The following is a 13,530-nucleotide window of genomic DNA, read 5'->3' on the forward strand; positions in this document are numbered from 1 at the left end:
CGGCCCGGCGGACGTGCGGCGGGAGCGCGACGGGGTCCCGGATGGAGCGCGGGTGGGGCGTTGGTGGGAACATGGGCGCCGTGTCGGCAGGACTCGGGTGGTGAGGTGGCGGGCGCCACACGCGGTGGCCGCGCAACCGGGGCGGGCGCGCTCGTGCCCGGCCCCGCCCCGTCCCGATCCGCGTAGAGTGCGGGCGATCCGCGCAGTCGTGCCTGGAGGTGATCGGGCGCCTTGAAGTTCCGACGTGCCGCAGCCGTGCCGAAGGAGCCCGCGGTGGTCGCGGCCCCGTCCGAGCCCGCCGCGGTCGAGCGCGAGCCCGCGCCCGCCCCGGCGGCCCAGTTCTCGGCGTCGTTCGCGGGCGCCGCCCTGGTCGTCGGGCCGCCCTCCGGGGCGGGCCAGCAGGCCGTGGGCCTGGCCAGGGGCCTGCCGGTGGACCGGGGGCGCACGGTGGTCGTGGTGGACTTCCCCTCCGGGGACGAGGCCGCGTTCTGGCCCGCCGTGGCGGCGGCGCTGCAGGGCCGCGGGCCGGTGCGGCTGATGACCTCGCACGCGGGCGCCCTGCGGCCCACCGCGCCCGCGCAGTGGCTGGCCGAGCAGCTGCAGACCGAGGTCGTGGCGGCCGACGGGGCCGTGACGGTGGTGCCGGGCGCGGCGTTCGTGGTGGGCGCGGGCGGCTACGGCAGCTGGCTGCGGTTCCTGCCCGGCGCGTCGCCGACGCCGATGGGGCGGCGCTTCCCGGTGCCGCAGTGGGAGGCGGTGGACCCCAACGCGCCGTGGCCGACCGGCGAGGTCGGCGTGTCCGAGCCGATCCCGGCGGGTCTGTGGCTGCGGGCGCAGCGGGCGCCGTTCGACCCGGCCGCGCCGGACGCGCGGGCCGTCGTGGGGCTGCCGTGCCGAGACAACGTGCTGACCGTGGTCGTGGGCGGCCCCGGCCAGCCCCGCATCCCCACCGACGAGGTGTGCCGGCTGCTGGGCGGGCTGCCGTCGGCGGCCCGGTCGCGGGTGCGGCTGGTCTGGTACGGCGGCGAGCACCAGGGCCAGGCGGTGGCCGACCAGCTCGGCGAGCCGATCGCCCTGTACACCGGGCTGCCGGTGGGGTCGCTGCGCACCGGCGCGGCGGTCGTGGCGGTCGACCCGCGCGGCCGGCAGACGTGGCGGCCCTACGTGACCGAGGTGGGCTACGCGCCCGGCGGGGTCCCGGCCGTGTCCGGGTACCGGCCGCCGGTGCCGGGCCTGGTCGAGCGCGGCCCCGGCGTGTTCGACCTGGGCGGCGGCGTGGTGCTGGAGGTCGTGCCCTCCGGGCTGTGGGTGCGCGGCGCCGAGGACGACGGGCCCGAGGTGCGCTCCCTGCCGGTGGACCCGGAGTGGGCGCGGCTGACCGTCGGCACGCCCGGCAGGACCACCGCGGGCGCGGTGGCGGTCGCGGGCGCGTCCCTGGTGGAGCGCCTGGAGCCGGAGGTGCGCCGGCTGCTCAAGGTCGTCTTCTGCGACCCGGCCCCGCTGCCCCGGCCGCCGGTGGCCGAGCCGGAGCAGGCGCCGGCCGCGGCCGACCGGCCGGTGCCGATCAGCCTGGACGGCCCGCTGCCCGCCTCGCCCGCGCCCGCGTGGGGCGAGCCGCAGGGCGACGAGGTGGTGCCGGCCGACCACCGCAGCACCGAGCAGGAGCGCGACGCGCTGCGCCGGCTGCTGGGCGAGCGGTACGGCGCGCACGCGGCGGTCGCGTGCCGGCACATCGAGGAGCGCCCCGAGGACCCGGAGGCGTTCGAGGCCGTCGTGACCGACCTCGCAGCCGTCTCCGCGTGCCTGCAGCAGGACGAGGAGGTCCTGGTGGAGGCGCTGCGCACCGGCCGGCTGGGCCGGCTGTGGCCGTACGCGGCGGCGGTGGTGTCCGGGCTGCGGCGGCTGCCGGCGCACCAGGGCGTGGTGGTGTGCTGGGGCGAGTCGCGCCGGTTCCGCACCGGTGACGTGCTGGTCGAGCACGGCCTGCTGAGCGCGGTGGCCGGCCCGGCGCTGCCGGTGGACGGCCGGGCGGAGTTCCTGATCTGGTCGGTGACCGGGCGCCGGGTGCACGTGGTGGACTCGTTCGGCAGCCGCGTGCAGGAGCGGGTGGTGTTCCCGCCGGGCACGGCGTTCAAGGTGCTGGCGGTGGCCGAGCCGGAGGAGACCGCGCCGATGCAGGTGATGCTCCAGGAGGTCGTCGGCCGCCACCACGAGCTGCCGCCCGGCGTCCTGGGCAACCTGGAGCGCGCCGCCGTCGCCCTGCGCGACCTCGCCCGCGCCGAGGACCGGCCCGACCCCTACGCCGGCTCGCCCGCCCCCGACGCCCGCGCGACGGCCGGCGCGGTGGGGTCGATCCGCCAGGACAGCCGGTAGGACTCGGCGGCCTGCGCGCGGCGGCCCAGCCGGTCCAGCGCCCACCCCCGGTAGAACGCCGCCCGCGCGGCGGGCAGGCCGCCCAGCGCCACCCCCCGGTCGAACGCCGCCACGGCCTCCTCCACCCGGTCGGCGGCCAGCAGCGCGTCACCCCGGATCGCCCAGGTGCGGGCGTCGTCGGGGTCCAGCGCCACCAGCTCGGCGGTCGCCCGGACCGCCTGCTCGGGCCGCCCGGTCCGCAGGTGCGTGCGGGCGATCGTCTCGTGCAGCGGGAACGCGTGGTCGGCCCAGGCCAGCCGGTCCAGCGCGGTGCGGGGCCTGGCCGCGCGCTGGCACTCCAGCGCTCGGTCCAGCAGCTCCCAGGTGGCGCGCGCGTCACCCCGCAGGAACGGGACGAACGCCAGCGCGCGCAGGTGCGCCTGGCGGCGCAGCGGGTCCTCCGGCTCGACGCGCCGGGCCAGGTCGGCGGCCTCGCGCAGCGCCGCCGTGTCCGCGCCGCGCCGGCCGTTGCGGACCACCACGAACAGCGCCAGCGCGTGCCGGTCCCCCGGCGGCAGCGCCGGGTCGCGGGCGCCCGCCAGGGCCAGCGCCTCCACCTCGGCGGTGTCCGGGCGCGACCAGAACAGCACGGCCAGCTGCCGGACCGCCAGCTCCGGGGTGAACCCGCGGAAGTCCGCGGCCATCCCCAGCGCGTCCGCCGCGTGCCGCTGGTAGCCCAGGCGCAGCAGCAGGTCCGCCGCGACCAGCCGGTCGGCGGTGGCGGACAGCCCGCGGACCCGGTCGAGCACCCGCCACCACAGCGGCGCGGCCAGGTCGGCCGGGAACGCCGCCATGTCCGGTCCCACGGCGTCGAGCCTGCCCAGGGCCGCCGCGGCGAGCACCCTGGTCAGCGGCGACGGGTTGGTGTTGAAGCGGGGCAGCGCCGCCGCGCCCCCGTCGGCGAAGTGCCGCGCGATGGCGTGGGTGACCCGCGCCGGCCGGGACGACCCCGGTCCCGGGTCGCCCAGCCCCGGCCACACCCGGCACCGCGCCGGCACCCCCGCCGCCGCCAGCGCGACCAGGCGGCGCGCCAGCGCCCGCGCCCCTGGGTCGGGTTCGTAACGCGGCGGCACGGCACGCCTCCTCCCCCGTCAGGGCGCCCCGACGCGGCGACCACCACCCGGCCCACCGGCCTGCCGCGCGCGCCGGGACCGGCACAGGGCCGGGACGACCCCGCCGGACCGCGGCGGACCCGACCGGGCGACCCCGACCCCCGCGCGGCGCGGCCGGCTCAGACGTTGCGCCGGTACTGGCCGCCGACCTCGAAGAACGCCTCCGTCACCTGGCCCAGCGTGCACACCCGCGCCGCGTCCATCAACACCGCGAACACGTTCTCCCCGGTCTGCGCGGCCTCCTTCAGGCGGCGCAGCGCCGGCTCCGCCTCGGCGGCGTGCTCCGCCGCGAACGCCCGCGTCCGCTCCACCTGCGACCGCTTCTCGTCCTCGGTCGCCCGCGCCAGCTCGATCGTCACGTGCTCGCGCTCCCCGCCCTCCGGCAGGAACGTGTTCACCCCGATCAGCGGCAGCGACCCGTCGTGCTTGCGCTGCTCGTAGAGCATCGACTCGTCCTGGATCCGGCCGCGCTGGTAGCCGGTCTCCATCGCGCCCAGCACGCCGCCGCGCTCGGAGAGCCGGTCGAACTCCATCAGCACGGCTTCCTCGACCAGGTCGGTCAGCTCGTCGACGACGAACGAGCCCTGCAGCGGGTTCTCGTTCGCCGACAGGCCCCACTCCTTGTTGATGATCAGCTGGATCGCCATGGCCCGGCGCACCGACGACTCGGTCGGCGTGGTGATCGCCTCGTCGTAGGCGTTGGTGTGCAGCGAGTTGCAGTTGTCGTACAGCGCGCACAGCGCCTGCAACGTGGTGCGGATGTCGTTGAAGTCCATCTCCTGCGCGTGCAGCGAACGACCCGAGGTCTGCACGTGGTACTTGAACTTCTGCGACCGCTCGTTCGCGCCGTAGCGCTCCCGCATCGCCACCGCCCAGATCCGCCGCGCCACCCGGCCGATCACGCTGTACTCGGCGTCCATGCCGTTGGAGAAGAAGAACGACAGGTTCGGCGCGAAGTCGTCCACCGACATCCCGCGCGCCAGGTACGACTCCACGTAGGTGAACCCGTTGGCCAGCGTGAACGCCAGCTGGCTGATCGGGTTCGCCCCGGCCTCGGCGATGTGGTAGCCCGAGATCGACACCGAGTAGAAGTTGCGCACCTTCTGCTGGATGAACCACTCCTGGATGTCGGCCATCATCCGCAGCGAGAACTCGGTGGAGAAGATGCAGGTGTTCTGCCCCTGGTCCTCCTTGAGGATGTCGGCCTGCACCGTGCCGCGCACGTTCGCCAGCGCCCACGCCCGCAGCTCGCGCGCCTCCTCCTCGGTCGGCTCGCGCCCCTCCGCCGCGCGGAAGGACTCCAGCCGCTGGTCCACCACCGTGTTGAGGAAGAACGCCAGGATCGTCGGCGCGGGCCCGTTGATGGTCATCGACACCGACGTGGTCGGCGCGGTCAGGTCGAACCCGTCGTAGAGCGCCTTCATGTCGTCCAGGGTCGCGATGGACACCCCGGACGTGCCGATCTTGCCGTAGACGTCCGGCGGGGTGTCCGGGTCGCGGCCGTAGAGCGTCACCGAGTCGAACGCCGTGGACAGCCGGGTCGCCTCCGAGCCCTGCGACAGGTACTTGAAGCGCCGGTTGGTGCGGAACGCGTCACCCTCGCCCGCGAACATCCGCGCCGGGTCCTCGCCGTCGCGCTTGAACGGGAAGACACCCGCCGTGTACGGGAAGTGGCCCGGCAGGTTCTCCTTGCGCAGGAACCGCAGCAGGGTGCCCTCGTCGTCGTAGCGCGGCAGCGACACCCGCCGCACCTTGTTGCCCGACAAGGTCTCCCGCGTCAGCTTGGTGTGGATCTCCCGGTCCCGCACCCGGACCACCAGCTCGTCGCCCGAGTAGTCCTCCACGACCCGCGGCCACGCCGCCAGCAGCTCCGCGCTCACCCCGTCCACGCGCCGCTCCGCCGCCGCCAGCAGCTCCCCGACCGCCGCCGTGTCGTGCCCCGCGGCGGCCAGCTCGTCGCGCGCCGCGCGCAGGTGCGCCGCCCGCCGCACCGCGTCCACGTGCGCCTCCGTCGCGCGGTGGTAGCCGCGCACCGCCTCGGCGATCTCCGCCAGGTAGCGGGCCTTCGCCGCGGGCACCACCGTCGAGGCCGACGTCGACACCTTGCCCGGCACCGGCAGCAGCGCCCCCGCCGACACCTCCAGCCCGCGCTGCGCCAGCTCGCCGCGCAGGTGCTGGTACAGCGCCGTCACGCCGTCGTCGTTGAACGTCGCCGCGCTGGTGCCGAAGACCGGCATGTCCTCCCAGGGGACCCCGAACGCCTCCCGGTTGCGCACCAGCTGGCGGGCCACGTCCCGGCGGGCGTCCTCCGCGCCCCGGCGCTCGAACTTGTTGATCGCCACCGCGTCGGCGAAGTCCAGCATGTCGATCTTCTCCAGCTGCGACGCGGCGCCGAACTCCGGCGTCATCACGTACAGCGAGAAGTCCACGAACGGCACGATCGCCGCGTCGCCCTGCCCGATGCCGGGCGTCTCCACCACCACCAGGTCGAACCCGGCCGCCTTGCAGGCCAGGATCGCGTCGCCCAGGCCGTCGGGCACCTCCGCGCCCGCCCGGCGGGTGGCCAGCGAGCGGAAGAACACCCGGTCGCCGTCCAGGCAGTTCATCCGGATGCGGTCGCCCAGCAGGGCGCCGCCGCCCCGCCGGCGGGACGGGTCCACCGCCAGCACGGCGATGCGCAGCTTGTCCTCCTGGTCCAGCCGGAAGCGGCGGACCAGCTCGTCGGTCAGCGACGACTTGCCCGAGCCGCCGGTGCCGGTGATGCCCAGGACCGGCACCGGGCGGGCGGCGGCGACCAGGCGCTCGCGCACCCCCGCGGGCAGCTTCCCGGCCTCGACCAGCGTGATCGCGCGGGCCAGCACGTCCTCCGAGCCCGCGAACAGCCCGTCCCACGACGGCGGCGCGACCGCCGACAGGTCGTGGTCGCAGGCCGCCACCATCGAGTTGATCATGCGGGCGAGGCCGAGCTGCTGGCCGTCGGCCGGCGAGAAGATCCGCGCCACCCCGCGTGAGTGCAGCAGCTCGATCTCCTCGGGCACGATCACGCCACCGCCGCCGCCGAAGACCTTGATGTGCCCCGCGCCCCGCTCGGCGAGCAGCTCGACCAGGTAGCTGAAGTACTCGACGTGGCCGCCCTGGTAGGCGCTGATGGCGATGCCCTGCACGTCCTCCTGGACGGCGGCGGCGACGACCTCGCGCACCGACCGGTTGTGCCCGAGGTGGACCACCTCCGCGCCCTGGGACTGGAGGATGCGCCGCATGATGTTGATCGCCGCGTCGTGCCCGTCGAACAGGCTGGCCGCGGTGATGAAGCGGACCGGGTGCGCGGGGGTGTGCAGCGGGCTGGCGACAGTCACGACTGGCTCCTTCGGCAGCGCGGAACTGTCCCCAGATTACTAGGACATCCGTCTATCGGAAGTAGGAGAAACGTGTGCGTCCGATCACCGTACCGGACGAACCTTGATCAGTTTTCCGGCCCTGGTCGCCACCCGCCCCGCGCCCGCGTGTAGCTTTTCCGGGAAAGGGGTAAAGGACCGCCCATGAGCAGCACACCGATCTACGACGAGCTGGCAGCGATGCTGCTCGCCGACCAACCGGCGAAGGCCGAGGCCGCCGAGCCGGCCCCGCCCGAGCCCGCCGAGGAGCCTGCCCAGCAGGTCCGCACCGGCGGTCGACGGCGCAAGCCCGAGCCGGACGCTTGATTTTCACTCCGCACTGAAGGAATAAAGATCACTGCAGGGCCGAACAGGTGTTCGGCCCTGATCGCGTTCGCGGCGCATGGGCGCCGCCGTCCCACGACGGCGTCGAACAGCCCTCCCCGCGACCGCACCCCCTGCCCCCGCCCGGGGCTTTCGCACGTCCCGCGACCGTACCGTACGGTATGGTACGGTCGCGGCGTGGTGAACAGGCAGGACTGGCTGGACATCGGGTTGCGGGTGCTGGCCGAGGAGGGCGCGCCCGCGCTGACCGTGGAGCGGCTCAGCGGGCGGCTCGGCGTCACGAAGGGCTCGTTCTACCACCACTTCAAGGGGATGGGCGGGTTCAAGGCGGACCTGCTCGCGCACTTCGAGACCATGGGCACGACCGGGTACGTCGAGCGGGTCGGCGGGTCCGCCCGCGAGCGGCTGGAGCTGCTGGTGGACCGGGCGCCGGCCGACGAGGAGGACCGGCCGCCGGTGGAGCCCGCCCTGCGGGCCTGGGCCATGCAGGACGCCGACGTGCGCGCCGTGCAGGAACGGGTGGACCGGGCGCGCATCGACCACCTGGCCCGACTGTGGTCGGAGCTGGGGCCGGCGGAGCAGGCGCTGCCGATGGCCCGCCTGCTCTACCTCGTCGTGGTCGGCGCCGACCACGTGCTGCCGCCGCTCGGACCCGCCGCGCTGCGCGAGGTGTACCAGCTCGCCCTCCGCCCGCGGGGCGAGGGCTCGGGCGACTAGGGGGAACAGGGGGAGGTCGCGGCGGCGCCGCCGGGGCTGTTCGTCGTCGGCACGGGGCCGGCGGACGTCGCGGTCGGGCTGCCGGGCGGGCGCGCCGTCAGAACTCGTCCAGCTCCTCGCAGGCCCTGGCGCACTCCGAGCGCAGCCCGTCCTCCACGGCGCGGCTGATCCCGCGCAGCGCCACCAGCTGCTCCGGGGTCAGGACGTCGAACAGGTGCTCGCGCACCGCCGCCACGTGGCCCGGCGCGGCGGCCTCCAGCACGGCGAAGCCCCGGTCGGTCAGCGCGGCGATGGAGCCGCGCCGGTCGGACGGGCAGGCCCGCCGCTCGACCCAGCCCTCCTTCTCCAGCTTCGCGACCGCGTGGGACAGTCTGCTGCGTGACGAGTGGCAGTTCAGCGCCAGTTCGCTCATCCGCAGCGCCCGGTCCGGGGCCTCGGACAGCACCACCAGGATCTCGTAGTACGCCATGGGCATCCCGGAGTCGCGCTGCATCTGCCGGTCCAGGTGCTCGGTGAACTTGGTCACGGCGGTCCGGAAGCCACGCCACACCTGCTGTTCATCGGCGTTCAGCCACCGCACGTCGCTCATGTCCCCATCATAGGTCCTTGTTGAACCTTCAACCAGGATGCGCTATGTTCGGTTGAGAGTTCAACCAGACCGACTGAGAAGGACACCATGACCACGCAGCATGTTCAGATCCCCGGCTACCTCGCGGGCACGTGGGCGATCGACCCGGTGCACTCGGACGTCTCCTTCGTGGTCCGCCACCTCGGCGTCTCCAAGGTCCGCGGCCACTTCGACACCTTCGAGGGCACGATCGTGACGGCGGAGAACCCGCTGGAGTCCACGGTCACCGCGAAGATCGCGACCGCGTCGATCAACACCAAGAACGCCCAGCGCGACGCCCACGTCAAGAACGAGGACTTCCTCGACGTGGACAAGCACCCGGAGCTGACCTTCACCTCGACCGGCGTGCGGGCCCACGGCGAGGGCTTCCTGGTCGACGGCGAGCTGACCCTGCGCGGCGTGACCAAGCCCGTGACGCTGGAGTTGGAGCTCAACGGCTTCGGCGACGGCATGGGCGGCGGCAAGGTCGCGGGCTTCTCGGCCAGCACCGAGATCAGCCGCAAGGACTTCGGCGTCACCGGCGGCCCGGCGGGCGCGGCCGTCGGCGACAAGATCACCATCCTGCTGGAGATCGAAGCCTCCCAGCAGTCCTGAACCCGGCCCGACGGCGGAAGGGGCTCACCGGCGCGGACCGGTGAGCCCCTTTCGCGTCTCACCGCCCGTCGGGTGGCGTCGCCTGACGGGCGTATCCCGATATTCCGTTCGGTCGCGCATTTCGGTACTTTCTCGCACACCGCCGTGACCGCCCGTGAACCGTGTCCCCTTCCCGTCGTCGCGGACGCCACACCAGGCGTTCCTTGATGTCGACTGAAGCAACGGAACTCGATCCGGACACGGTCCGCTCACGGGGTCTGGACCACGTGGGTGACAGGGGCTGTACTCATGGCACCATCTGGCGCAGCACGCGCCGGCAGCAGGCGAGGAGGGACCGGTGTGAACGCCCAGACCGAGCAGGTCGACGACCTTCGGCTCGTCGCGCTCCCCACCGCGGTCACCGTGGCGGACATGTTCGTGCGCTTCTCGCTGGCCGAGTGGCGGCTGCGCTCGATGCAGGACGAGGCCGCGCAGACCGCGCGCCGCCTGGTCGGCGCCGCCGTCGAGGTGGCCGAGCCGGGCGTGCCGGGCTTCCTGCTGGTCCGGCTGCGGCTCAGCGGCGCCCACCTGGTGGTGGAGGTCGAGGGCGACCGCGTCGCGCTGCCGCCGGAGCTGGCGATGGGCCGGGCCGGGCTGGTCGACCTCACCGCGGGCGGCCGGCTCGCGTGGTGCGAGCTGACCCTGCCCTCGGGCATGAACGCCTCCGCCGTGCCGCTGCCCCGCCGCGAGCCGCGCCGCTCCCCCGCCGCCGAGCGGCTGGGCGACGAGCCCGAGGTCGACCCCGAGCTGATCCAGCGCATCCTCTACGGCCTGGGCGGCGCGGCGGGGCGGCGCTCGGACTAGGCGCTCGCGCGCCGAGCGCCGCCCCGCCGCGCTCACCGGGCCAGCGCCGCCAGGGCGAGCGCCAGCACGCCCATGCCGCACCAGGACGCGAGCGGCAGCCGCTCGTGCAGGACCACGACGCCCAGCACCGCCGCGACGGCGGGCTCCGCGAGGGTCAGCGTGGTCGCCACCGCCGCGCCGGTGTGCCGCAGCCCGTGCCCGAACAGCAGGTAGGCCAGGAACGTGGTGAGCACCGCCAGGTGCGCCACCACCGCCACCCCGGACCCGCTGCCCAGCCACCCGAGGCCGAGCAGCGGCAGCACCGGCAGGGTCAGCGCGGACGCGCCGCCGAACACCGCGCCGACCACCGCGCGCGACGGGTGGCCCAGGGCGATCAGGTGCGCGCAGATCACCGAGTACGCCGCGTAGGACAGCCCGGCGACCACCGCCAGCGCCACGCCGACCGGGTCGACGTGCGCCTCGCCGCCGCCCAGCACGAGCAGCGCGCACCCCGCGACGGCGGTGAGCGTGAGCAGCGGCCGGGACCTCAGGCCCAGCACGATCGGCGCGGTCGCCAGCGCCACCGTGGTCGCCACCGCGACGCCGGTGCGCGCCACGGCCGGGTAGAACGCCAGCGCGTAGCCGGCGACGGTCACCGCCCCGAGAGCGAGCAGCCGCCGGTCGGCGGCGCGCAGGACGGCGGCGACGCCGCGCGCGGTCAGGAGCAGCAGGGCGCCGCCGACCACCAGGCCGGCCGCGCCGACCGCCGCGGCGGGCGCGGACGCCGGCGCCAGGGAGGCGGCGGTGCCGGTGGTGCCCCACAGGAAGCACGCGGCCAGGACGGGCAGCGGACCGCGGGTGAAACGAGGACGTGCGGGGAGCACAGCGGAGGGCACGGGTTCTCCGTTCGCGGGGAGGCCGAAGGGGACGCGAACGGGCGCACGGCCGGGGGCCGGCGTGCGTGAGCTGCCGAGCGTGAGCTGCCGGGTGCGCCCGTCAGGCGGCCGGCGGCGGCAGGACGACGTGCCGGTGGGTGTTCACGCCGGGCATCCTAGCCCATCGCCTATCCTGGGATCATGGACATCGGCGTCGCGGATGACCTGCTGCGGCGGTCCCTGGTGGTCTACAAGTTCGCGGTCGAGGAGCTGATGACCAAGCTCCGCATCCTCAGCGAGGAGTTCGACCTCGTCCACAGCCACGACCCCATCGAGCACGTCACGCACCGGGTCAAGCGCCCGGAGGCCATCCTGGACAAGCTCAGCCGCAAGGGCCTGCCCGCCGACCTGGTGCTCGCGGCCGAGCACCTCGACGACGTGGCGGGCGTCCGCGTGGTCTGCCCCTTCGTGTCCGACGTGTACCGGGTGCGCGACATGCTGGCGCGGCAGAACGACGTGGAGATCCTCAAGACCAAGGACTACATCGCCGCGCCGAAGCCCAACGGCTACCGCAGCCTGCACCTGATCATCCGCATCCCGGTCTTCCTGTCCGACCGCGTGGAGCACGTCAAGGTGGAGGTCCAGCTGCGCACCATCGCGATGGACTTCTGGGCCACCCTGGAGCACAAGCTGTTCTACAAGTACGACGACCAGGTCCCGGCGGGCTTCGTGGACGAGCTGACCAGCACCGCCGCCATCGCGGCCGAGCTGGACGCCCGCATGGAGTCCCTCCACCACAAGATCCAGCGCGACTAGCCGCCCACCCGCGCCGCCGCGCCCCTCCCGCACCCCGCCGGAGCACCCCGCCGGAGCACCCGGCCGCAGCCGCCCGCCGGGCGCTCCCGACGCCCCGCGCGACGGCGGGGCGCCGTCCCGCGCAATGCCCGCGCGGGCTGCGCGACGACCACGCGCCGTAGCCGGGCCGACCCCGCCCGTGACCACCGGCCGGTCACTTCCCGCTACCCCCGCAAACGAGGCCGCCGGCCGGAGGTTACGCACCGGTGGACAATTTCCCGGAAATCCGGCGGCGACCGCAGAAATAGACCTCCGGGGGTCGCCCGCCGAGCACATTACCGGTTGACAGATGGCGATGCCGGGTCACTGCGAATAACCCTCGCAAACCGGGGTGCGATTACGGAACCGGGCAGTCCAAACCAGGCCATTCGAGTGAACCCCCAAGATCGCCCCGAGAACACGGGGTTACGACCCGACTAACCGGGGAATATCTATTCGACAGATGCTCCATTTGGCGGTCGCGATGATCCCGGAACGGCCGTCAACGTTGGTTCGCAGCCGAATGGCTCATTCTTCCTAAGGACCTGTGATGGACACCGAACGCATCGCGCGACGATTAGCGGGGCTCGTCGGCGACCACCTCGTGCCGGGAGCGCAGCTGGCCGTCCACCGACCCGGCGACGGGCTGTGGACCACGGAGGTCGGCCTGCCCGCCGACGCGGCCGTCCCGATCGGCTCGATCACCAAGACGTTCACGGCGACCGTGGCCATGGCCCTGGTCTCCGACGGCGACCTCGACCTCGACACCCCGCTGCCGGACGTCGACCACCCGCTGACCCTGCGCCACCTGCTCAGCCACACCGGCGGACTGCCCTCCGACCCCGACGACGTCCGCACCACCTCGCTGCGCCGCCACGCGCTGGAGGCCGGCCGCAACCTCGTGCCGCTGCACCGGCCCGGCGCGGGCTTCTCCTACTCCAACATCGGCTACGTCCTGGTCGGCCACCTGATCGAGGTCGCCACCGGGATGTCCTGGTGGGAGGCGGTGGACGCGGTGCTGCTGCGGCCGCTGGGCCTGCGCCCGCACTTCACCGTCGGCCCCGACACCGACCCCGGCGTGGTGGCCGGGCACGCCGTCAACGGACCGCTGCGCCGGGTCGTGCCGGTGCAGCAGTCGCTCGCCCTGGTGGACGCGCCGGCCGGCGCGCTGGCGGCCAGCGCCACCGACCTGGTCGCGTTCGGGCGGATGCTCGCCGGCGCGCCGCCGCACCTCGTCGACGCCGCCGACCTGGCCCTGATGCGCACGCCGGTGCGGCACGCGGAGCCCTTCGGCATGGCCGACGGCTGGGGGCTGGGGCTCGCGCTCTACGAGCGGGGCGACAAGGTCTGGGTGGGCCACGACGGCACCGCCGACGGCACCTCGTGCCACCTGCGCATCGACCCCGAGGACGGCGCCGTGGTCGCGCTGACCACCAACGGCAGCAGCGGGTTCGCGCTCTGGCGGGACCTCGTGCCGGAGCTGGCCGCGGCCGGGCTGCCGGTGGGCGACTACGACGGCCTGCGCGCGCTGCGCGAGCCCATCGCGCCGCCGCCGGACTGCGCGGGCAGCTTCGTCAACGGCGACACCGAATACGCGGTGCAGCCCGTCGGGCAGGAAGTGCTCAAGCTCACGGTGGACGGCGAGCCGTTCGCCGACCTGTCGTTGTTCGACGGCCTCGTGTTCGCGATGCGGGATTCCGATACCGGCGACACCAGCCAGACCGGCCGGTTTCTCCGCAACCCCCGCGACGGCGGGATCGAGTGGATCCAGATCGGCGGCCGGCTGGCCCGCCGACAGGTCCGCGAAATGGTTTGAA

The 13,530-nt window shown here is 74.4% G+C and carries 11 protein-coding genes; 7 read left to right on the top strand and 4 right to left on the bottom strand.

Going from position 1 to position 13,530, the window contains the following annotated elements; all coding sequences use genetic code 11:
- Positions 1–231: 231 nt before the first annotated feature.
- Positions 232–2,373 (top strand): hypothetical protein, encoded by a 2,142-nt coding sequence (locus tag JOE68_RS31635; protein WP_204840540.1) that lies wholly within the window; start codon positions 232–234, stop codon positions 2,371–2,373.
- Here JOE68_RS31635 and JOE68_RS32075 read toward each other — a convergent pair.
- On the bottom strand, positions 2,298–3,485 hold the full coding sequence (locus tag JOE68_RS32075) for a tetratricopeptide repeat protein (protein ID WP_204840541.1): 1,188 nt from the start codon (positions 3,483–3,485) through the stop codon (positions 2,298–2,300). The two genes, JOE68_RS31635 and JOE68_RS32075, sit on opposite strands and share 76 nt — an antisense overlap.
- A 158-nt stretch (positions 3,486–3,643) precedes the next feature.
- On the bottom strand, positions 3,644–6,880 hold the full coding sequence (gene icmF / locus JOE68_RS01475) for a fused isobutyryl-CoA mutase/GTPase IcmF (RefSeq protein WP_204840542.1): 3,237 nt from the start codon (positions 6,878–6,880) through the stop codon (positions 3,644–3,646).
- 183 nt (positions 6,881–7,063) lie between these two features.
- Between icmF and JOE68_RS01480 the strand changes: the two genes are divergently transcribed.
- Both JOE68_RS01480 and JOE68_RS01485 read left to right on the top strand, forming a co-directional pair.
- Positions 7,064–7,225 (top strand): hypothetical protein, encoded by a 162-nt coding sequence (locus tag JOE68_RS01480; RefSeq protein ID WP_204840543.1) that lies wholly within the window; start codon positions 7,064–7,066, stop codon positions 7,223–7,225.
- Positions 7,226–7,420: 195 nt separating this feature from the next.
- Entirely contained in the window at positions 7,421–7,960 is a 540-nt protein-coding gene (locus tag JOE68_RS01485) for a TetR/AcrR family transcriptional regulator (protein WP_204840544.1), read from the top strand.
- Between the two features lie 97 nt (positions 7,961–8,057).
- Here JOE68_RS01485 and JOE68_RS01490 read toward each other — a convergent pair whose 3' ends face one another.
- On the bottom strand, positions 8,058–8,549 hold the full coding sequence (locus JOE68_RS01490) for a MarR family winged helix-turn-helix transcriptional regulator (RefSeq protein ID WP_204840545.1): 492 nt from the start codon (positions 8,547–8,549) through the stop codon (positions 8,058–8,060).
- An 87-nt stretch (positions 8,550–8,636) separates the two neighbouring features.
- On the opposite strand from JOE68_RS01490, the gene JOE68_RS01495 reads away from it, so the two are divergent.
- Together JOE68_RS01495 and JOE68_RS01500 are read left to right on the top strand one after the other, a co-directional pair.
- On the top strand, positions 8,637–9,182 hold the full coding sequence (locus JOE68_RS01495) for a YceI family protein (RefSeq protein WP_204840546.1): 546 nt from the start codon (positions 8,637–8,639) through the stop codon (positions 9,180–9,182).
- A gap of 339 nt (positions 9,183–9,521) precedes the next feature.
- Positions 9,522–10,025, top strand: coding sequence for an ATP-binding protein (locus tag JOE68_RS01500; protein ID WP_204840547.1), 504 nt, complete (start codon positions 9,522–9,524; stop codon positions 10,023–10,025).
- Positions 10,026–10,057: 32 nt separating this feature from the next.
- Here the strand turns inward: JOE68_RS01500 and JOE68_RS01505 are convergent, their stop codons facing one another.
- The gene (locus JOE68_RS01505) at positions 10,058–10,900 is read right to left on the bottom strand and encodes an EamA family transporter (RefSeq protein ID WP_204840548.1); all 843 of its coding nucleotides are present in this window, start codon (positions 10,898–10,900) and stop codon (positions 10,058–10,060) included.
- A gap of 180 nt (positions 10,901–11,080) precedes the next feature.
- On the opposite strand from JOE68_RS01505, the gene JOE68_RS01510 reads away from it, so the two are divergent.
- Positions 11,081–11,695, top strand: coding sequence for a GTP pyrophosphokinase (locus tag JOE68_RS01510; RefSeq protein WP_204840549.1), 615 nt, complete (start codon positions 11,081–11,083; stop codon positions 11,693–11,695).
- Between the two features lie 568 nt (positions 11,696–12,263).
- Complete coding sequence (locus JOE68_RS01515; protein WP_204840550.1) at positions 12,264–13,529, top strand: serine hydrolase domain-containing protein; 1,266 nt, start codon at positions 12,264–12,266, stop codon at positions 13,527–13,529.
- Position 13,530: the final 1 nt, after the last annotated feature.

The organism is Saccharothrix algeriensis (assembly GCF_016907655.1).
Classification (GTDB): domain Bacteria; phylum Actinomycetota; class Actinomycetes; order Mycobacteriales; family Pseudonocardiaceae; genus Actinosynnema; species Actinosynnema algeriense.

Coding starts and splice junctions, on each gene's coding strand:
- JOE68_RS01480 (WP_204840543.1), top strand. CDS start 7,064: ATGAGCAGCACACCGATCTACGACGAGCTGGCAGCGATGCTGCTCGCC.
- JOE68_RS01490 (WP_204840545.1), bottom strand. CDS start 8,549: ATGAGCGACGTGCGGTGGCTGAACGCCGATGAACAGCAGGTGTGGCGT.
- JOE68_RS01495 (WP_204840546.1), top strand. CDS start 8,637: ATGACCACGCAGCATGTTCAGATCCCCGGCTACCTCGCGGGCACGTGG.
- JOE68_RS01510 (WP_204840549.1), top strand. CDS start 11,081: ATGGACATCGGCGTCGCGGATGACCTGCTGCGGCGGTCCCTGGTGGTC.
- JOE68_RS01515 (WP_204840550.1), top strand. CDS start 12,264: ATGGACACCGAACGCATCGCGCGACGATTAGCGGGGCTCGTCGGCGAC.